The following is a 19,805-nucleotide window of genomic DNA, read 5'->3' as shown; positions in this document are numbered from 1 at the left end:
TGTAGATGATTTAGGTATACTGTGGATCGATCTGTTTGTCTTTTACAACGACATCCAGCTTTCCTGTTGCTGGATGAATCACTAGTCCATGAACAGCCACATCACTTGGCATCAGCGGATGCTCTTTGACTAATTTCACGCTTTGGGACACGCTCTCTTCAACCGAATCAAAGCCTGTCAGCCAGCCCTTTAAATCAACCCCTGAGTTTTTCACAATGCTCAAACATTTCTCTTCAATTCCGCGTGCTTTGGCCTTTTCAAGTAAAGGCTCTGCCGCAAGACCTGCCATTCCGCATTCATGATGTCCCACAATGCACACTTCCTCTGCTTTCAGCTCATAGATGGCTAGTAAAATACTCCGCATCACACTGCCGAACGGATGTGTAACGATGGCTCCGGCGTTTTTAATGATTTTGGCATCACCGTTACGCAGCCCCATGGATTGCGGTAACAGTTCCAAAAGACGTGTATCCATACAAGTTAAAATGACCAGTTTCTTTTCAGGAAATTTCCCCGCTTTGTAAGGCTCATAATGTCTCTCATTTACAAACTCTGAATTGTGCTGAAGAATCTCTTCTAATTTTGATCCCATGTTGCCATCTCCCATCTTTTTTTAAGTATCGTAACGCCTTGCCTGTCCCCCTTTTCTCTCGTGTGCTCTCAAGCATAGAGAAGAAAAATGATAGAAAAAAAAGAAAAAAATGAGAAAACGATGAGAAAAAATGTAAGCATTTTCTCTATTTTGATCTTTGTACCGCTTCAGCGTAAGGGATATGCGGCCTGCTCTTTCAATCTATTGTTCTCAGTTCATCAAAAGACGATGAAATGGTTTAGTAGAAAATGGACGTCCCGTTTAATACATTTCAAATATAATAAATTTTCTATCAAAAAGTCTCGATCTATTTTCCAGTTTGTCAGATAATCTCTCAAAAAATCTGATAGTTTCCCATGACACATCTACCAATAGCTTATTTTTTATGTTTTAAAAATGCATCAGATGGCTTATGAATATACTTGTTCACTAAGAAAATGTCTCTCCTTCACCGTTATTTCAGTATATTAAATATTGAACAACTCATATTCAAACGTGTGATACCGAAATGGTTGCTTTATAATAAAAGGAGCAAGATGACGATGTGAAAGGAGCGAGTTGACTGTGACACCACATATTTTTGTCGCCAAACCCTTACCTGCCTCTTTTGAGAAAATACTAAAGGAACATTGTACATACGAGGTGTGGCAATCAAAGGACCCCATTCCAAGAGATATTTTGTTTGAGAAGCTGCAACATGCTGATGGCCTTTTGACGTCTGGAACGAAAATCGATCAGGAGCTATTAGATCACTCACCAAAACTCAAGGTGGTGAGCAATAACTCGGTCGGCTATGACAACTTTGATATAGAAGCCATGAAACAAAGAGGGGTGATCGGCACGCACACTCCTCATACACTTGATCATACCGTCGCTGATCTCGCCTTTTCGCTCATTCTCTCCTCGGCGAGAAGAATCACCGAGCTTGATCGTTTTATCCGCGAGGGGAAATGGACGAAATTTGTACAGGAAGAAGATATATTTGGCATTGATGTTCATCATCAAACGCTCGGCATTATTGGCATGGGCCGTATCGGGGAGCAAGTAGCCAAACGGGCAGCACTTGGTTTTGATATGAACGTCCTCTATCATAACCGGAGCCGGAATGAAAAGGCTGAATTGGCGTATGGCGCTGTGTATTGCGCACTTGATGACCTGCTGAAGCAAGCCGATATCATTGTCTTGATCACACCGCTAACCGAAGAAACGTATCATATGATGGGGGAACGAGAATTTAAGTTAATGAAGCAGACAGCTTTATTCGTGAACATCTCCCGCGGAAAAACAGTGGATGAGCAAAGTCTGATTCAAGCGCTTCAGGAGGGATGGATCAAAGGGGCAGGTCTTGATGTGTATGAGCAAGAACCGCTCCAGGAAGATCATCCATTCAAAGAGATGAACCAGGTTACTCTTGCCCCTCACATCGGTTCCGCTACTGAAACAACAAGAGATCTCATGCTAAAACGAGCCATTCATAATGTGATTCACGGAATTGATGGCAAGGCCCCTGTTGATGTTGTGAAGGAGCTTGCCACAACTTAATGGAAAAAGGCGCAGGGAACTGCGTCTTTTAGACTGTTGACAAAGGGCTAAAATGATCTTTATTTTAGCCCTTTGTCTTCTTTTCAGCGTGATAGAAAACCTTTGCAGTCTAGGAAGGACGAGTACCGGAGCAGAGCGAATTTGACATTCGTGAGCACCGGCACGCAGGACTGACACAGAATGCGAGGGTTTGTCTACACGCTGAAAGGCGCAGGGAGCTGCGTCTTTTTATTTATTACCTAAGAATGGACTCGGGAGAAAAGACTCATTTTAGCAAAGGTTCTGATTCTTTACATTTCCTTCATATTCGGGTGCTATAATATGGATAGACAAGCAACAAGAGGACAGCATCCGATTTCCTTTATAGGAGGATGAAGATGAAAAAAATAAGTTCGATTTTTACTATGTTCGCTCTGATCGCTGCTATTCTGTTTTCTGGATTTATCCCGCAGCAAGCTCAAGCAGCAACACCTCTTACACCAACAGCCACGAATGAACCTGCTTCCATTCAACTTGCATCAGATTTGCGTACCCTTGCCGTCATTAATACATTTGATGGGGTAGCAGATTATTTAATTCGCTACAAACGACTACCTGATAATTACATCACAAAATCACAAGCAAGTGCTCTTGGATGGGTTGCATCGAAGGGAAATCTAGCGGAGGTTGCGCCAGGCAAAAGCATCGGTGGAGATGTTTTCTCTAACCGGGAGGGACGTCTTCCTTCAGCCAGCGGCCGAACATGGCGTGAGGCAGATATCAACTACGTCTCCGGCTTCCGTAATGCTGACCGCCTCGTGTATTCAAGTGACTGGCTCATCTACAAAACAACGGACCACTATGCGACATTTACACGTATTCGTTAATCTGAGACAGCCCGCTTTTATAGGCTGTCTTTTCTATGATGTTGGCAAAATGAGGGTTTGTTTCAAAAGGCGATGGAAGCGAATTTTTAAATACGAAATATAGATATATGGGAATGTCAGTTGTCATGTAAACTTCAGGAATGCTATTTAAACCGTTTCATATCTTTCAACAATCATTGATCTTGATCAATTAGATAGCCATTATATCCTTTGTGTTAGATTTTAATATTTTATATCGTTTATTTTATTCATGTTTATTTGTTCATCTTCAATCATATTTTCACTACGTGCAATACATAGTGTACTTACTACGTCACCTGTAACGTTAAGTGAGGTGTGTCCCATATCGATTATTCTATATATCCCAGCAATCACCCCAACTATTTCCATAGGAAGTCCTAATGTAGTTAACAGCATAATTGTCATAACGATACCACCTCCAGGAATACCGGGCGATCCAACTGATATTAAAGTTGTCATTAATATCACTAATAATTGCTGACTAATTGGCATGTCAATCCCATATATTTGGGATACAAATATGATGGCAGCAGAGTAATAAACAACGGCACCATTCATGTTCATAGTTGCTCCAATAGGAAGTGTGAATTGCGCTAGTTCCTCTTTTACCTTAAAGTCTTCTTTCGTCACAGAGATAGTAACAGGTAAAGTTCCCGAACTACTTGTCGTACTCGCAGTCACTACCCAAATCTTACCGATTGACTTAAAGAACTTTGATAATGGAATTTTAGCTATGAATTTTAACATAAACAAGTACATCAAAATGATTACAGAAATCAAACCTATATAATCAACTAAAATAAATTTGCCCAAAGGTCCAAATATTTTCAAGCCGTATTCCCCAATGGTACAAGCCATTAATGCAGCTACACCTATAGGTGAAAATGCCATGATGATTCCTGTCAATTTATACATTACCTCTGTACCCTCTTCAAAAAATTTTCTAAGGGTTACAGATTTGTTTCCTATTAAAACGATGGATATCCCCAAGAACAAGGAAAAGATGATAATTTGTATGAGATTTCCTTCTGCTAGAGCCTGAACAGGATTTGATGGAAATAGCCCTAATATTGTCTCTCCAAACGTAGGAATATTTGCAGCTTTATATTCAGACGATGTCTTTATACTATCAATCTCTATTCCATTTCCTGGTTTAAATAAATGTGCAATCAAAAGACCTATTCCACCTGCTATTAAAGTCGTTCCAATATAATAGATTAAAGTTTTTGTTCCGATTCTCTTTAATTTTTGAACATCACCAATACTAAAGATTCCAGAAGTTATGGAGAAAAAAATAAGCGGAACAACAATCATTTTAATAAGTGTTAAGAATATATCCCCAATAGGTTTAATGATTAATATTTTTTCTTTAAAAATTAAACCTAGTACTATACCGATGACAAACCCAATAAATACTTTTGTACCGAGACCTAATTTCTTCATTAATCGTTATCCCCCTATTTTATGAATTTGCTAATCTCTTAGTGGTAGTAGTGGCAGATAATTCTTTTGTGACACATAAAAAATGATCGATATCATTTTCTGTATGACAATGGAAAGGCGAAACTCTTATAGCACCTGTTAAGCCAATGGCTTCAAGTATACGTTTTGAATAAACACTAGTATTCACTCTTTCATATACAGTAACTCCTCGATCTTGATAATCCTTTCTAAGTTGTTCATCATCTCTTCCCTGAATTCCAATCGCAACAATGAGATCTCTTTTCGTTAAATCTGGATAATCTGCAAAAACTTTTACGTTATCCATGTATCTCAATCCTTCGATCTTATCACTGCCTTCAAGCAGTCTATGCAGTAGTGCTCTTTCATGTAGAACTATTTTTTTCATACCCTTTAGATACATATCTCTTCTAGACAATTCTCCAATACTGTCGTATGAACCCAGCCAGCATACATAATCGATAACAGCTGACACGGATGCAAAAAGGGAAGGTGTTGGTGAACCAAGTTCCCATACACTGTCATCCTTTGCTATTAGTTTTTGATGCGGAAGTTTCGATAATCTTTCTGAAACATAAGCAAATCCAATACCTCTTGATGCCATAAACTTATATGGTGCAAAATTTGCTCCATCTATACCGAGTTTTTCCACATCAAGGGTTCCATGAGGCATATGCTGGACAGCATCCACAATGATATATAAATCTGGTTTTATCTCTCTGGCGGCTTTTATAATTCCCTCAAGATCCATTATATTTCCTGAAATATTACTAGAAGCAATAACGCTTAACAAAATCGTATTCTCGTCAATTTTATCAGCAATAGATGCTGGATCAACAAACCCTGTATTTACATTTGCCTTAGCAACTCTAAATTCTTTATTGTTCTTTTTACAGTAAAATTCTAATGAATCGTAAGCAGAAGGATGTTCAATATTAGTAGTGACTGCATTAGTTCCCTCAACATTTTCAATAATAGTTGAAACCATTTTAAACATTGTTTGAGATGCTGTTAGATCCGTTATTAAAGAACCGGATTTTGATCCGAACATTACATTCAATACATCATTCTTACATTTGTCCATAATGTCATTCAAATCTGTTGCTCTTTGATGATATCTTTCCGGACAATCAGGTAACAAATCAATTTTTTCTTTCACTTTAATAGCTTCCTTTAACCTTAAAGAGCCACCTGAATTTTCAAAAAATAGTCTTTCTCCATAGTCTGGATCGAAGGAAAGAAACGAAAATTTTTCACGTAATTCCTTTAATAGATGCCGATCCATTAATTTCCCATTTTTATTATCATTCAAAATTTTTCCTCCTCTACAAACACCAAAATGTTTTCTTTGTGTTCATAAATATTTTATATTGAATTAATTTCTTCGTCGTTAATATTATCAAAGGTAATTCGTCTGTCAGTTATTTTGTAAAAAAACATGACACGCTTCTTTAGAGTAAACATCTCATCCACAGCAATTGATTTACCTTTTAAGTCATGTTTGATCTTTACAATCATAAAAAATTAACTAATATCGAATGACAGATTCTTTCTTTTTGTATTTGGTTTAATAACAAATCGATCTTCTCTTATATCAGTTTGTAAATTTGACATCAATCATAATTACATATCCCTCCATAATAGTAAGCGTTTTCATTTCTTCTTTTTTTAAAAAATATGAAGAATTTATTTCATTATGATTTTATCATACGCCTTTTAATTTTCATAATATTTTTTAAAAATATTATGAAAATTAAGAGCTGAGCTTAGAAAATGATAAATGAAAGGACATAACAAATAGAGCTTTGATTGAGATTGCCTTTTTCACTATAGTACGCCGTAACACATGAACAGTTTATCAGAGGAATTTACCCACAATTAGGATATTGCTAAATATTAAATCTTCCTTTACTACTTAGAATGCTGAATTAAAAAGACCGGCTTGTAGTTCTAGCCGGTCAGTAGATGTCTAATGAAACAGCCCCTAAGATTCAAGTAGTTTAAAATAGACATCTGACAACATAGGGTACATTCAGTTTCATATAAATTTTTCTAGTTATTTAAAATCTAAAATTTATTTATATTCACACCCAATTTCCTTTAATTTTTCATCAACCCAAGGGCGATCATAGATTCCTTCTTCTAGTATTTTTTCCATGATGGAGGTTTCTTTCTCACTTACATTACTTGTCTGTTCTGCTAATTCTCTAGCATATTCAGGTTGAATAACAACAACACCATCTTGATCACCAACAATGATATCTCCAGGACAAACAACCTTTCCACCTATGGAAATTGGTGTATTGATTTCACCGGGACCATTTTTATAAGGGCCATTTGGAGTAATACCTTTTGCATAAACAGGTATATTCATTTCTCCAAGTGCCTCTGCATCTCTTACACTTCCATCAATAACAACACCAGCGATACCTCTTGATTGACAATATGAAATCATTAATTCACCAAATATAGCTCTATTTGTATCCCCACCGGCATCAATCATAATAACGTCGCCAGGTTGGGCCATATCCATAGCTTTATGAAACATTAGATTATCGCCTTCTGGGACCTTTACTGTAAAAGCAATACCTAATAACGTTTTTTTATTCATAGGAAAAATTTGCGGATCAATAGCCCCAATTCGATTCATACAATCATCAATATTTGCTACTGGCAACCCTTTAAATAAGTTCACTAATTCGATATCTGGCCTATTAATTTCACTTACTATTACACATCCTGCATTTTTCATTGTTTCAGTCTCCTATCCAAAAATAAATTCAGTATTTACATTACAAATATCTTTGTTTGCAATAAACTTCTTCTGTATCTTTTTTTCATTTAATGCTTGATTAACAAGTTCAAAGGCCAAGTTTAGTTGTGTTTTTTTAGAACCTTCTCCGTAAAATGCACTGTGACAAGTAAGGATGACATTATCCATTTTTCGAAGAGGAGATTCTCCATCCAATGGCTCACTTTCAAATACATCTAATCCTGCAAAACGAATTTCGCCTTCTTGCAAAGCTATTATTAAAGCCTCTTCATCAATTAAAGGGCCGCGTGCAATGTTTACAATCATTGCATCATTCTTCATTTTCTTGAATGCTTCGCGGTTGAATATGTGTCTTGTCTCATTATTAAGCGGGGCATGGATAGAAATGACATCAGACTCATTTAACATCGTATCAAAGTCAACGAATTCAACATCAAACTGTTCTCTAACTGATTCGGGTACAAATGGATCGCAAGTTATGACTCTTGAATGAAAGCCTTTTCTAAAAATTTCATACAAAGGTTTTGCGGAGCCGCCAAACCCATAAAGCCCAAGAGTAATCTCTGATATAGACTTGGGGGCATAATACTTGGCCTTTGGCCAATTTCCATTTCTAATTTGACGGTCATAATAGGCTGTATTCCGAATCAGACCAAGAATTAGTGATGCAGCATGCGCTGCCAGCTCTTCTACACAGAACCCAGGCATATATAATGCAACTGTATCAGCTTTTGTTGCAGCTGATAGATTAATAGAATTAACACCTATACCAAACCTTTGAATAATTTTCAGGTTGGGCAGTGCTGATAAAACTTTTTTTGTCATCGGAGGATTACCCGTCCCTAAAATTGCCTCAGCATCTTGACATCCTGCAATAATCTCATCCTCGGAATGAAAATGTGCTAATTCTAGTTCAATACCAGCATTTGCAAATCTTTTTTGTAGTACAACTAAATCTTCGGCAGTCACACTTCCATAGTCTTTATCAATGACAATAGCTTTTTTCATATTAATTGAAACCTCCAAATTATTTTGGCATTACAATGGCCAGAAAATCGGAATAATCACCATAGAACCTATTAACACAACAGCAGTAAGTCCAATGCCTGGCACGAAGAAATCTCTAAATGTAAGATTTCCGGGTTTAATAATTAATGTATTAGTACCTGATCCTACAGGTGTTAGAAAAGGTGCAGAAGCAGCTACACAAATGGCTACTCCCACTGCGACTGGATTTACACCCAGTGTTATAGCTATCGGGATAAATAGAGGTGTAACTAGAAGTACTGTCGATGTATTCATCATCATGTTAGTTAGAAGAATTGTTAATAGTAGAACAAGGAATAAGAAAACAAGTTTATTTGGGTGATCCCCTAAAATACTGACTACACCATCGGCAATCATGGCACCTGCACCACTATCTGTCATTGCCTTCGATACAGCACTCATTCCACCCACAATAAACAAAGTTGGCCAATCGATTGCTTTTATTGATTCTTTCTCAGTCATGCAACCAGTCAAGATAAGTAATGCTGCACCGACCGCTGCCACGAAATACATTGGAAAACTGTCACTATCAATGGCCATGGCGACTAACACTGCGACTAGGATGACACAAGCTATTGTTGCCTTGACAGGACTAAACTTGCTATTCTCATTCCTTTTCCGAGTGAATTTTTTTATATATTCTGGGTCAGAAGAGTCACCTTTAGTCAGCATCTTCTTTCCAATCGTAAGAAAATAAATCAAGAAAAGAATACATAAAGGTAAACCTACTTTACCAATCTCAAAGAAAGTTAAAAACGGAATTCCCATATTTTGAATTAGCCCGGCTGTACTTACATTACTTGCAGCACCGGCTAGAGTCAGATTGGAACCGATACTAGAAGCAAATGCAAGAGGGATTAACTGTCTTGAAACAGATATTTTTGCATTCATGCTCATTGCCATTACAATAGGGAGCATCATTGCCACTACTCCAAGACCACTTGCGATGGATGAAAGTAACAATGCAACCAAAATGGTGGCTACCATAATTCCATTTTCTGATTTTCCTGTTAATTTAGTAATTCCAATACTTAATTTTTCAGCTATTCCAGTATGGAATAGAGCAGACCCTAAAATCATCATGGCTGCCAACAAAACTATCGTTGACCCTCCCATGGAATTAAAGACATCTGACTTATCAATAATCCCTAGTGAAGCAAGAGCTAAAGCTCCAGTTACTGATACTACTGCCAACGGTATCTTCTCTGTTACAAAGAAGAAAACCATTATGACTAGGATTACTAGTGTAATGATAGCTTCAATATTCATAATTCCCTCCTCTTAGTTCTACTGCAGATTTAAATCCGTACAGAAAATTAAAAACAACATTCAAATTTCCTCACAAAATAGAATACGCTTACATTTTGAGTTGATTTAATTTACTGACTTGTTTTTATTTTATACCAGCAACTGCTTGAATTGTGATGAGAATAGTTCTATAGTTGATATAGACTTTTGGCTATATTATACGGGTGGGATCATGATGTTTTTTAAAAACTATGAATATTTTTTGGCTATTGTAGAAGAGGGAGGATTATCTAAGGCTGCAAAACGACTTTACATCTCACAACCATCTCTCAGTAAATATCTAAAAAGATTAGAAATGAATCTGGGGGTGGAATTGTTTGATCATAATAGTTCCCCACTAAAGCTGACTTATACAGGGGAACGTTACTATACATATATCATGCAAATTATTACTTTGGATAAACAGCTGCAAAAAGAGTTTTCAGAGATACAAAATAATGAACGAGGAAAAATTCGAATTGGACTGGCATTATGGAGAGGATCCTGCCTTTTACCAGATATCCTACCATCCTTTATAGACAAGTATCCCAATATTGAGGTATGTATTACAGAAGGTAAGTCTAATTTCCTTGTGTCTGAATTGCTCACAGAGAAACTGGATTTTGCTGTTATGAATCTGCCAACTAATATGGATTTTTCAAAACTAACCTATGATACTATTATGCAGGAACAGATATTGTTTGCAGGAAATAAAAACCACCCATTGGTAAAACAATCAAGTCGTACTCAGGATCATTCTAACGAATACCCTTCAATTGACATTACCGAATTGGAAAATGAACTCTTTATTATGACAAAAGCAGGCCAAAATTTAACCTCTGCCATTTTACACTACTTTAGTAAACGTCATTTAGATCCAAAAAAGATATTAGAAACTGAAAATTTAACTACAGCTATTAATTTAGTATCTGCTGGAATGGGATTCACATTTATTCCTGAAGCGGGTATAAAAAAGGCACAACCCCCAGAAAACATTACTCTCTTTTCATTAAATGATCCAGATCTCATCTGGCCATTAGCGGTTGTTTATAAAAAAAACACTTATATTACAAATTATGCTCATTTATTTATTGAAATTCTCAAGGATTATTATCAAAATTAAATTTTTATAATTTATATACTAACTAGTAGTTATATATAGTAGGACATCAGAAGGTCATTGTTATTTCGGCTTTCTGATGTCCTTTTTTATTAATACATACCAAACTGGCTAATATGTTTATTAATTCTTTCTAATTTTTCCTCACTACGAGTAACTGTCGCTCGACTTACATGTGTACAAATTAACTCAGCTAAGAATAAGACAGGAGTGTAAGAATTGAAGAATGCATTACTATCCACTGAGACTAAAAGTAAGACGTCAGCAAAATGTGCTATAGGTGCTGTGGCTTTATCAGTAATAATGACAACTTTTGCATTGATTTCTTTTGCCATTTTGGCTGCTGCAAAGTCTACATCAGAGTATCTTGGGAATGAAAAAATAAGGACACAATCATCCTTACTACATGAAGCTAACGTATCAAACGGGGTAAACGAGTGATGACTATTAATAACGACATTATCAATAATCTGATTTAGGAAAACTCCCATTATCTCTGTTAAACCAGTTCTAGCTCTACTCCCTAAAATATAAACTCTTCTAGCATCAATGATATATTTGATTGCCTTGTTAAACTCTGCAGATGAATTTTTCTCTGATATAGAATATATATTTTTTTCAAGGATTTTTAAGTTGTCATCCAGTAAATCAGATTGTATCACTTTATCATAACTTAATTTTAATCTTTCAGAAGGGACGGTGACATCATCAGATATTGCTAGGCTTCCTTCATAGTACTGTTCTCTAAGATATTTTTGAAATTCACTATATCCAGAAAAGCCTAACTTTTTCGGAAATCGAATAATCGTAGCATTACTCACTTTTAATCTATGAGCTAGTTCTATTGAAGTTACAAGACATGCTTCTCTTAAATTATTTAAAATGTATTCTGCTATTTCTTCTTCCTTTTTGGTTAGTTTAGAGTTACTTATCATTGTTTTCAAGGACTTTTGCGATAAATCCATTTGATATACCTCCATGTTCTTCTATTGGTTCATTATATTAAGGGAATAGAATGATTAAAAGCACAAAGTATTTTCATATGAAGTTCTCAATTCAATGATAAAGCAAGGGGCGATAGATAGCTTTTTATGTAAATACAAATATTTTTGTAGCAATGATGAGTAGTGAGTCATACGCATTAAAAGGGATTTGGTATGGCGATTCAGCCAGGCAAGCTATTATATTTCCCCCATTATTTGATTCGTAGTAGCCCAAATTGCTCCTGATCAAAAAAATAAATAAGGTTATGCTATCACAAAATACCCTGATCAATGCTACTAGGGTATTTTGATTGTTTTAAAACCCTTGAAGCTTAGAAAGGAAGGTCTACTCATGGGGAGCAAATTTAACATTCGTGAGTACCGGAGCACAGGACTGACAGCCAATACGAGGGTTTGTCTACACATGGAGACAGCCGATCTAATGGGCTGTCTTTTCTATGATGTAGGCGCAATATGGGCTTGTACGTATGTCTCAAAAGGTTGCGGAAGCGGCTTTTTTGATACCTCTTCATATTCATATATGGTCACATGTTCCCCAGTGACGACAACACGCCCTGTCAGCGTCAGCTTTGAAGCAAGCGGTCTTTTGTTAAAAGGGGATGCTTCATTTTCATAAATCTCCTGCCTCATTTGGACCAGAGTGTGCTCGTTGACTTCTTTTAATGTATAAGCATAGCCTGTTTCAGCACCTTCTCCTCTGTCTAATTGGAGCAGGTGTGTCCCTTTTTCGGTTTCCTCTGCTTTGACGCGAAAACGAATAGACGGTGCTTCTACCCATTCACCTGTAAAGGGTACAGGCTGAAGAGGTAAATTGACTCCGAAGCCTGCATCAATGAGAAAGCGTTTGTTGTGATGTTTCAGGACTATGGCTACGTGCGTGCCATCAATTGCCCATGCGCCCGCTTCCTTGTTATACACTGTCCCTTGAACGAGCTGTACAGCGAGTCCTGCCTGTTTTAACACATAATATAAGAGAGGATTGAGGTCATAACAAAGACCCCCTCTCTTTCCTTCAAGAAGATGCTGCTTCAACCCTTCTTGATTCAAGTCATAGGATTGTTTATTCAGCACAGATCTGTTTTCGAATGGAAAAGTATACGCCATCTTTTTTAATAAAGCAGGCAAGTGATCAAAGGTGATGGACTGACCTTCGTATCCGATCTTCTGTAAAAAGGCTGATTGAATCATCCACATTCCCTCCTAAAAAAACTGAGCCTGTGAAGAGACTCAGTTTTCTTGATTGATAAAATCCGTTAACGCATCAATGGCTTCCTGTTCATCCGCACCATCTGCAATCAGTTTGACAGTGATCCCAGAGCTGATCGCAAGACTCATGAGACCCATAATGCTCTTCGCATTGACCTTTTTCCCATCTTTCTCTAGAAAAATATCCGCACCAAAGCGATTGGCTTCTTGTACGAATAAAGCAGCTGGACGTGCCTGTAAACCTGTTTTCAGCTGGATTGTGACCGTTTTTTCCACCATATGATCTGCCTCCCTTTTTTATTTCCCTATTTAAGTGTAACAGCTTGTCCGTTTCGTAATTGTTCTGCAATTTGATCTAGCTTTCTTAAGCGATGGTTAATGCCTGATTTGCTGATCTTGCCGCTTTCCACCATTTCGCCAAGTTCCTTCAGCGTGACTTCTTGATAGTCGACTCGCAGTTTCGCAATTTCACGCAGTTTATCCGGCAGAGCATCCAGTCCAATTTTTTCATCAATGAATTGAATGTTTTCGACCTGACGCAGTGAGGCACCGATCGTTTTATTCAAGTTTGCTGTTTCACAATTGACGAGCCGGTTCACGGAATTCCTCATATCACGGACGATTCGCACGTCTTCAAAGCGAAGCAATGAGTTATGGGCGCCCACAACACTTAGAAATTCCGTAATTTTTTCAGCTTCTTTCATGTACGTAATATACCCTTTTTTGCGCTCAAGTGTTTTACTGTTGAGATGAAATTGATTCATCAGCTCACAAAGGGCATCATTATGTTCTTTGTATAGCGAAAAAATCTCAAGGTGATAGGAAGACGTTTCTGGATTATTCACAGAACCGCCTGCTAAAAAAGCACCTCTCATATAGGAGCGCTTGCAGCATCTTTTCTTCACAAGTTCTTCTGAAATATTGCGCTCAAATACAAATTGTTCACCTAATATTTTCAAATCCTCTAAAATGGTTTTCGCTCGTTCTACCAGTCTGACAATATACACATTATTCTTTTTTAATCTCATTTTCTTACGGACGAGCAGCTCGACTGTCACGTCATATTTCTTTTTAAGCAGCGTATAAATGCGTCTTGCAATGGCTGCGTTCTCTGTCTGTATATCTATAATCAATTTTCGATTAGAGAAAGATAATGAACCGTTCATATGGATGAGGGCAGAAAGCTCTGCTTTTGAGCAGCAGTCCTTCACGTCCAGATTAGTCAGCTCTTTTTTTGTTTCGGATGCAAATGACATCCTTGCCACCCCCATTCCTATTTTTTCTGATGCAGCAGGTCGACGAGCAGTGAGGCCACCTTGAGCGTGTCGTGACGAATCACATGTTGGTCATATGTAATGATTTCTCCAGGGATGACTTCCAGACCCATTGCTTTGAGTACATCGGTGTCGAACTGTACAGGCTGCGCCTGTTCTTCTGCATATTTTGCTTTGATTTCTTCTGGAATTTCTTTATTGTTCACAAAAATGATATCAATGAACGGTCGATCCATATGATCGTTTAATGCCTGCACATGATCAGCTGCACTGTAGGAAAGCGTTTCCCCCGGCTGCGTCATGACATTACAAATATACACTTTTTTCGCCTTAGAGCGAATCACTTCTTCTCCAATATGCGGTACAAGCAAGTTCGGCAAAATACTCGTATATAAGCTGCCAGGTCCAATGACGATCAAATCAGCTTCACGGATGACTTGAATGGATTCTTGGAGCGGCTCAATCGTATTTGGTGTGAGGAACACTCGTTTAATCCTTTCCCCATAGGTTGGGATTTTAGATTCTCCAGTCACCACTTGCCCATTTTCTAATTCCGCGTGAAGAACAACACTTGAATTCGCTGCTGGCAATACTTTTCCTCTCACATTTAAGACCTTGCTCATTTCTGTGACGGCATGAAAAAAATCACCGGTTATATTTGTCATAGCCGCAAGAATGAGGTTGCCGAGAGAGTGGCCTGTTAAGTCATTCCCTTTGTTAAAACGGTGCTGAAATAAATCTTCTACAAGCGGTTCAACATCAGAGAGTGCCGCAAGTACATTTCGAATATCGCCTGGAGGCGGAATATTCAAATCATGGCGCAGTCTGCCTGAGCTGCCCCCATCATCAGCAACCGTTACAATGGCGGTAATATCCACTGGTTTTGTTTTTAGCCCTCTGAGCAATACAGATAAGCCAGTACCGCCGCCGAGAATGACAACCTTTGGTAGTGTCGTCATCTATTTTCTGCTTCTCTTTTCAATGTCCCGGTGAGTGACATGTGTATAGTAATCGTTTTTAAAATACTCCGCTAAATAGTTAGCGAGCGTAACAGATCGATGCTGGCCGCCCGTACAGCCAATGGCGATCACAAGCTGGCTTTTTCCTTCTCGTTTATAGGAAGGAAGCATAAAGCTGAGAAGATCAATTAATTTCTCTGTAAACCTTTGCGTTTCACTCCATTTCATCACATAGGAGCGCACTTCTTCATCGTTTCCAGTCTGTGGACGCATGCTCTCAATATAGTAAGGGTTCGGTAGGAATCTCACATCAAATACAAGATCAGCATCAATCGGCAGACCATATTTAAAGCCAAATGACATCACATTCACTGTAAACACCTGCCCTTGATTGGTGGCAAAGTGTGTGACAATTTTTTCTCGAAGCTGTTTTGGTTTCAGATCCGATGTGTCAAAAATCATTTGAGATCGGCCTTTTAACTCCTCTAACAGCTCGCGCTCCATTGCAATACCTTCGAGCGGCAGTCCTGTTGTTGCAAGGGGATGCGAACGTCTCGTTTCTTTGTATCTTGAGACAAGCACCTTATCGTTTGCATCTAAAAATAGAATCCTTGGTGTGATCCAGCCGATATCATTCATTTCATCTAAGGCAGCAACTAAGCTATCAAAGAATTCGCGGCCGCGCAAATCCATCACAAGAGCCACCTTGCTCATCTTTGAATTCGATTCCTTCATAAGCTCTAGAAACTTAGGTAAAAGTGATGGTGGTAAGTTATCCACACAGAAGTAACCTAAGTCTTCAAAGCTTTGAATGGCAACGGTTTTCCCTGCACCTGACATTCCTGTAATAATCACAAGCTGAATATCATCTTGTTTGTGCGTATTCATGCCTGCTCCCTCTCCTTCTTTATGAAAACGGTTCATTTATTAGTCTCCTTGAGGATCTAACCGATAAGCAATTAGTTCAAAATCGGGTGTATACGTAAAAGTGCCGTGGAGAAGTCCTTTTCCCTTTAGCATGAAGTCAAGAATATGGGAATCTCCAGGAGCCATCGGCAAACTAGGCACATCCTGTACGTCATGCCATTTTAAAATACCTTCCTCTGATTCTGTCACGTTTTTCCCGGTAAATGAATCTGCCATAAAGGTGAACATCATCCACTCTTGAACGATTTGATCGCCTTCTTTTATGATAAAGGTAAAAACACCTTTTAGCTGCGGATTTAAAATATAAATGCCTGTTTCTTCTCTATACTCTCGAACGACTGAATCCTTGACCGATTCTCCGCTTTCCATTTTGCCGCCGGGTGCTACCCACCAGCCGCGTCTTGGCTTTTGCAGCAAGAGAACTTGATCTTCGTGATGCAGCACACAATTGGTTACTCGTTGCATCAGCTGTCACCTACTCTTATATGTCTTTTTCTTATTATACAGGTTCATCCTGACTCCCACAATGAACATGCCCGTTCTTCACCGAAAATAGACAGGTTTTCGTCTGAATGATGTCACGTCCAATTTCTCTACTCTTTATTTTACAACATCTAACGGTTCTCCATGCGTCATTTGTGAACATCTCGTGAATTTCTGATTTTATGCAAAAAAAAGGACACGGATTCACATCCGTGCCAAACATATATTCCTTATAAAAGGGGGTCAATTACTAGTTTTATCATAACGGATAATTGTTTCACCCGTGTTACATTCCAGTTAAAAGCCCGTGACGCTATATTAAGGATTTACGACAGCCGTTTATTTCGCTGCTTTTAGCTTTTCAGCAAGCTCTTCTACATAATGCTGTGCGCTCTGTGCTGCAATACTTCCGTCACCTGTTGCTGTGACAATTTGACGAAGTGTTTTTTCACGAATGTCACCAGCTGCGAAAATGCCTTCTACTCTTGTTTCCATTCTTTCGTTTGTCTCAATATAGCCTTCTTTATTTGTAATCCCTAGGTTTTCAAATGGTTTAGAAAGTGGCAGCATACCGATGTAGATAAAGACGCCGTCTGTTTTGAAGTCTTCTTCTTCACCTGTCACGGTATCAATTAATGTCACACTGCCGACTTTTCCGTTTTCTTCATTAATCTGTTTTACGGTTTTATTCCACATGAAGTCGATTTTTTCGTTATCAAAGGCACGTGCTTGTAAGATGCTTTGGGCACGAAGTTTGTCGCGTCTATGGACAATCGTTACTTTTGATGCAAAGCGTGTGAGGTAAACACCCTCTTCTACCGCAGAGTCTCCGCCGCCAATCACAACAAGTTCTTTGTTTTTAAAGAAGGCACCGTCACATACTGCACAGTATGATACGCCGCGGCCGCCAAGCTCTTTTTCACCTGGTGCACCGATTTTTTTGTATTCAGCACCTGCTGCAATAATGACAGAGCGTCCTTTGTATTCTTTTGAACCGGCTTTGACGATTTTGTACTCTTCACCGTCAACAATTTCTTTAATATCGCCATACGCATACTCCGCACCGAATTTCTTCGCATGCTCAAACATTTTATTTGAAAGTTCCGGCCCTAAAATGCTTTCAAAGCCAGGATAGTTCTCAACATCTTCGGTATTCGCCATTTGTCCGCCTGGAATTCCTCTTTCAATCATTAATGTTGAAAGATTTCCCCGTGATGTATAAACAGCGGCTGTCATTCCGGCAGGACCCGCTCCAATGATGATCGTATCGTAGATTTTTTCTTCTGACACAACTGTCACTCCCTCTTCAATTGCTGCTAGCATTTCCTATTAGAATGCCCTTGGGTGATGCTTCCATTCATGACAGAAAGCATCATTTCCATTCTTAGCTTTTATTCCTTACCCATATCCTATTAAATCTGCGGGGAATAAGCGAATCATTTGCTCATATCTTCAAAAAAAGAAAAAGCTTCCTTAAACTGCTGTTTAAGGAAGCCTGTTTACGGTTATATACAAAGTAGTGATTTATTCAACGACTCTTCTTACAACGCCTTTGAATGCTTTTTTCCAGTATACGTTACTCATTGAGTCAACTGAAACACCGCTAGAGCTGTTATCGTTCAAGAATGTACCGTTTCCTAAGTAAATACCAACGTGTCCATTTACTTTATACGTATCGAAGAACACAAGGTCTCCGCGTTTCATGTCAGATGCACTTACAGCTCTTCCTTTACCTACAAGCGTATCTGTTGTTGTTCCGCCAACTGGTCCAAGGTTGATGCCTGCTGATGCGAATGCCCAGCGGACGAATGAAGAACAGTCAAAACGACGTGCGTTAATATCGGCTTGTGATCTGCCGCCGCCCCATTTATATGGAGATTGTCCAACAATGGTAGAACCTGTGCTGATGGCACCTTCGATTCCGCCTACGTTATTGCTGACAGGTGATCCACCACCAGAAGATGGCTTCTTGCTTGGTGAACTGCTGTTGTTATTAGATGATCCACTGTTATTTGAAGACGGGCTGCTATCGTTATTTGAGCTGTTGTCTTCTGTTTGAACACTAGCTTGACGCTGCTGTCTTTGTGCTTTTTCTTCTTTTGCTTTTTGAGCTGCTTCTCTTGCGTCTTTTTCAGCTTGCTTTTGTGCAGTAACTGTTGCGTCTTTTTCAGATGCAATGCTGTTAGCCTGGCTGTTTAATTCACTGATTTCAGAAGAAGCACTTCCTTTTTGCTTTTTCACTTGCTTGAATAGCTTGTCTTTTTCATCAAGCTGTTTATTCAAGTCCGTTTGAAGTGTTTCAAGCTTTGCAAGTGTCTTTTGAACATCTTCAAGCTTTGTGTTTAATTCGTTTTCAGACTTTTGGAGTTCAGCTTTGTCTCTTTCTTGCTCTTTAATGATTTCGCTGTCTGCGTTGATTAGTGTAGATACAGCACCTGCACGGCTGATGAAATCGCTAAAGCTTTTTGCTCCTAGTAATACATCTATGTATTTCGTAGAACCGCCGTTTTCTTGAAGCGCACGTACACGCTTTTTCAAAAATTCGTTTCTTTCTTCGATACGTTTTTCTGTATCAGCAATTTCTTTTTTCAGTGCTTTGATTTCTTTTTTTGTTTTTTCATTTTCTGCTTGTTTTTCTTCGATTTGATCACTTGTTTTTAAAGCTTTCTCGTCAATTTCTTTCAGCTTTAGTGCAAGTGCCTCTTGTTTTGCTTCAAGTTTTGAAAGCTCTTCTTTTTTCTTTTGAAGATTCTTGTTTACCTCAGATTGCTTGCTGTCTAGTTCTTGTTTCTTTTGTTCAAAGTCCTGTGCATTTGCTTCATGAGTAAATGGGATAAATAAACCGCTCGCTCCGATCACCGAAGCTAAACCGAAAGTGATAAACTTTTTCACGAATAGTTCCTCCTTTGACAATTTCCCAAGCGACATTAGAAAGCAGCAAATTCTCTGCGACCAATCTGTGCTCTCTATGTCTTTCTTCCTGATTGATCAGTCAGATGTTGACCAGATTGTTTCTATCACTAGGTGTTTCATTATGTATAGTAAAATATCTAAATATATGTCTTTGTTTTAATCCACGATTTTCATTATACATGAGACATCGACAAAATGAGCTAATATTTTTATTACATTTATGTTTCAAAAACATGTCGTGATTGTCATACTTCGCCAAATCCTTGCAAATCCCACCTTTTTATCCAAGAAAAAAGCATGACCTTTAGGTCATGCCAGATTGTTGACAAA

General features: G+C 38.3%; 18 protein-coding genes. 3 read left to right on the top strand and 15 right to left on the bottom strand.

Annotated elements, in window-relative coordinates; all coding sequences use genetic code 11:
- Nucleotides 1-10: 10 nt before the first annotated feature.
- A complete protein-coding gene (locus R0K30_RS08150) occupies nucleotides 11-592 on the bottom strand; it encodes a beta-class carbonic anhydrase (protein WP_099727972.1) in 582 nt (193 codons plus the stop codon).
- Between the two features lie 564 nt (nucleotides 593-1,156).
- Here R0K30_RS08150 and R0K30_RS08145 point away from each other — a divergent pair.
- Both R0K30_RS08145 and R0K30_RS08140 read left to right on the top strand, forming a co-directional pair.
- Entirely contained in the window at nucleotides 1,157-2,134 is a 978-nt protein-coding gene (locus tag R0K30_RS08145; RefSeq protein WP_410610007.1) for a 2-hydroxyacid dehydrogenase, read from the top strand.
- A 377-nt stretch (nucleotides 2,135-2,511) separates the two neighbouring features.
- Nucleotides 2,512-3,000, top strand: a complete 489-nt coding sequence (locus R0K30_RS08140; RefSeq protein ID WP_099727976.1) for a ribonuclease — start codon at nucleotides 2,512-2,514, stop codon at nucleotides 2,998-3,000.
- A 222-nt stretch (nucleotides 3,001-3,222) separates the two neighbouring features.
- On the opposite strand, the gene R0K30_RS08135 is transcribed toward R0K30_RS08140, so the two are convergent.
- The 5 genes from R0K30_RS08135 to R0K30_RS08115 form a co-directional block, all read right to left on the bottom strand.
- Nucleotides 3,223-4,464 (bottom strand): dicarboxylate/amino acid:cation symporter, encoded by a 1,242-nt coding sequence (locus R0K30_RS08135; protein WP_410610004.1) that lies wholly within the window; start codon nucleotides 4,462-4,464, stop codon nucleotides 3,223-3,225.
- Nucleotides 4,465-4,483: 19 nt separating this feature from the next.
- Complete coding sequence (locus R0K30_RS08130) at nucleotides 4,484-5,794, bottom strand: aminotransferase class V-fold PLP-dependent enzyme (protein WP_410610002.1); 1,311 nt, start codon at nucleotides 5,792-5,794, stop codon at nucleotides 4,484-4,486.
- Nucleotides 5,795-6,556: 762 nt separating this feature from the next.
- Nucleotides 6,557-7,234: an RraA family protein gene (locus R0K30_RS08125; RefSeq protein ID WP_410610000.1), complete on the bottom strand. Its 678-nt coding sequence runs from the start codon at nucleotides 7,232-7,234 to the stop codon at nucleotides 6,557-6,559.
- A gap of 12 nt (nucleotides 7,235-7,246) precedes the next feature.
- Nucleotides 7,247-8,263, bottom strand: a complete 1,017-nt coding sequence (locus tag R0K30_RS08120; RefSeq protein WP_410609998.1) for a C-terminal binding protein — start codon at nucleotides 8,261-8,263, stop codon at nucleotides 7,247-7,249.
- Between the two features lie 30 nt (nucleotides 8,264-8,293).
- A complete protein-coding gene (locus tag R0K30_RS08115) occupies nucleotides 8,294-9,571 on the bottom strand; it encodes an SLC13 family permease (protein WP_410609996.1) in 1,278 nt (425 codons plus the stop codon).
- 214 nt (nucleotides 9,572-9,785) lie between these two features.
- On the opposite strand from R0K30_RS08115, the gene R0K30_RS08110 reads away from it, so the two are divergent.
- A complete protein-coding gene (locus R0K30_RS08110) occupies nucleotides 9,786-10,712 on the top strand; it encodes a LysR family transcriptional regulator (protein WP_410609994.1) in 927 nt (308 codons plus the stop codon).
- Between the two features lie 89 nt (nucleotides 10,713-10,801).
- On the opposite strand, the gene R0K30_RS08105 is transcribed toward R0K30_RS08110, so the two are convergent.
- From R0K30_RS08105 to R0K30_RS08065, 9 genes are all read right to left on the bottom strand, one after another.
- Nucleotides 10,802-11,674, bottom strand: coding sequence for a MurR/RpiR family transcriptional regulator (locus R0K30_RS08105; protein ID WP_410609992.1), 873 nt, complete (start codon nucleotides 11,672-11,674; stop codon nucleotides 10,802-10,804).
- 474 nt (nucleotides 11,675-12,148) lie between these two features.
- Nucleotides 12,149-12,901: an arylamine N-acetyltransferase family protein gene (locus tag R0K30_RS08100; RefSeq protein WP_410609990.1), complete on the bottom strand. Its 753-nt coding sequence runs from the start codon at nucleotides 12,899-12,901 to the stop codon at nucleotides 12,149-12,151.
- A gap of 39 nt (nucleotides 12,902-12,940) precedes the next feature.
- Nucleotides 12,941-13,198, bottom strand: a complete 258-nt coding sequence (locus tag R0K30_RS08095; RefSeq protein ID WP_099727978.1) for an HPr family phosphocarrier protein — start codon at nucleotides 13,196-13,198, stop codon at nucleotides 12,941-12,943.
- Nucleotides 13,199-13,224: 26 nt separating this feature from the next.
- Nucleotides 13,225-14,175: a DNA-binding protein WhiA gene (gene whiA / locus R0K30_RS08090; RefSeq protein WP_410609988.1), complete on the bottom strand. Its 951-nt coding sequence runs from the start codon at nucleotides 14,173-14,175 to the stop codon at nucleotides 13,225-13,227.
- Nucleotides 14,176-14,192: 17 nt separating this feature from the next.
- Entirely contained in the window at nucleotides 14,193-15,152 is a 960-nt protein-coding gene (locus R0K30_RS08085; protein WP_230030705.1) for a gluconeogenesis factor YvcK family protein, read from the bottom strand.
- Entirely contained in the window at nucleotides 15,153-16,040 is an 888-nt protein-coding gene (gene rapZ / locus R0K30_RS08080; RefSeq protein WP_180275536.1) for an RNase adapter RapZ, read from the bottom strand.
- A 39-nt stretch (nucleotides 16,041-16,079) separates the two neighbouring features.
- Nucleotides 16,080-16,544: an 8-oxo-dGTP diphosphatase gene (locus R0K30_RS08075; RefSeq protein WP_099727982.1), complete on the bottom strand. Its 465-nt coding sequence runs from the start codon at nucleotides 16,542-16,544 to the stop codon at nucleotides 16,080-16,082.
- Nucleotides 16,545-16,901: 357 nt separating this feature from the next.
- The gene (gene trxB / locus R0K30_RS08070; RefSeq protein WP_099727985.1) at nucleotides 16,902-17,852 is read right to left on the bottom strand and encodes a thioredoxin-disulfide reductase; all 951 of its coding nucleotides are present in this window, start codon (nucleotides 17,850-17,852) and stop codon (nucleotides 16,902-16,904) included.
- A gap of 234 nt (nucleotides 17,853-18,086) precedes the next feature.
- Entirely contained in the window at nucleotides 18,087-19,454 is a 1,368-nt protein-coding gene (locus R0K30_RS08065) for a C40 family peptidase (protein ID WP_410609984.1), read from the bottom strand.
- Between the last annotated feature and the right edge of the window lie 351 nt (nucleotides 19,455-19,805).

This window comes from Bacillus sp. SIMBA_154 (assembly GCF_046536015.1).
Taxonomy (GTDB): Bacteria; Bacillota; Bacilli; order Bacillales; family Bacillaceae; genus Bacillus; species Bacillus pumilus_P.
Note: the sequence above shows the minus strand (reverse complement) of the source record. Positions and strands in the feature narration are given on the sequence as shown.

What these genes read in the sequence shown, in the direction of transcription:
- R0K30_RS08105 (WP_410609992.1), bottom strand. Translation starts at nt 11,674, where the DNA reads ATGGATTTATCGCAAAAGTCCTTGAAAACAATGATAAGTAACTCTAAA.
- R0K30_RS08135 (WP_410610004.1), bottom strand. Translation starts at nt 4,464, where the DNA reads ATGAAGAAATTAGGTCTCGGTACAAAAGTATTTATTGGGTTTGTCATC.
- R0K30_RS08085 (WP_230030705.1), bottom strand. Translation starts at nt 15,152, where the DNA reads ATGACGACACTACCAAAGGTTGTCATTCTCGGCGGCGGTACTGGCTTA.
- R0K30_RS08110 (WP_410609994.1), top strand. Translation starts at nt 9,786, where the DNA reads ATGTTTTTTAAAAACTATGAATATTTTTTGGCTATTGTAGAAGAGGGA.
- R0K30_RS08125 (WP_410610000.1), bottom strand. Translation starts at nt 7,234, where the DNA reads ATGAAAAATGCAGGATGTGTAATAGTAAGTGAAATTAATAGGCCAGAT.
- whiA (WP_410609988.1), bottom strand. Translation starts at nt 14,175, where the DNA reads ATGTCATTTGCATCCGAAACAAAAAAAGAGCTGACTAATCTGGACGTG.
- R0K30_RS08115 (WP_410609996.1), bottom strand. Translation starts at nt 9,571, where the DNA reads ATGAATATTGAAGCTATCATTACACTAGTAATCCTAGTCATAATGGTT.
- R0K30_RS08095 (WP_099727978.1), bottom strand. Translation starts at nt 13,198, where the DNA reads ATGGTGGAAAAAACGGTCACAATCCAGCTGAAAACAGGTTTACAGGCA.
- rapZ (WP_180275536.1), bottom strand. Translation starts at nt 16,040, where the DNA reads ATGAATACGCACAAACAAGATGATATTCAGCTTGTGATTATTACAGGA.
- R0K30_RS08120 (WP_410609998.1), bottom strand. Translation starts at nt 8,263, where the DNA reads ATGAAAAAAGCTATTGTCATTGATAAAGACTATGGAAGTGTGACTGCC.
- R0K30_RS08100 (WP_410609990.1), bottom strand. Translation starts at nt 12,901, where the DNA reads ATGATTCAATCAGCCTTTTTACAGAAGATCGGATACGAAGGTCAGTCC.
- R0K30_RS08075 (WP_099727982.1), bottom strand. Translation starts at nt 16,544, where the DNA reads ATGCAACGAGTAACCAATTGTGTGCTGCATCACGAAGATCAAGTTCTC.
- R0K30_RS08140 (WP_099727976.1), top strand. Translation starts at nt 2,512, where the DNA reads ATGAAAAAAATAAGTTCGATTTTTACTATGTTCGCTCTGATCGCTGCT.
- R0K30_RS08150 (WP_099727972.1), bottom strand. Translation starts at nt 592, where the DNA reads ATGGGATCAAAATTAGAAGAGATTCTTCAGCACAATTCAGAGTTTGTA.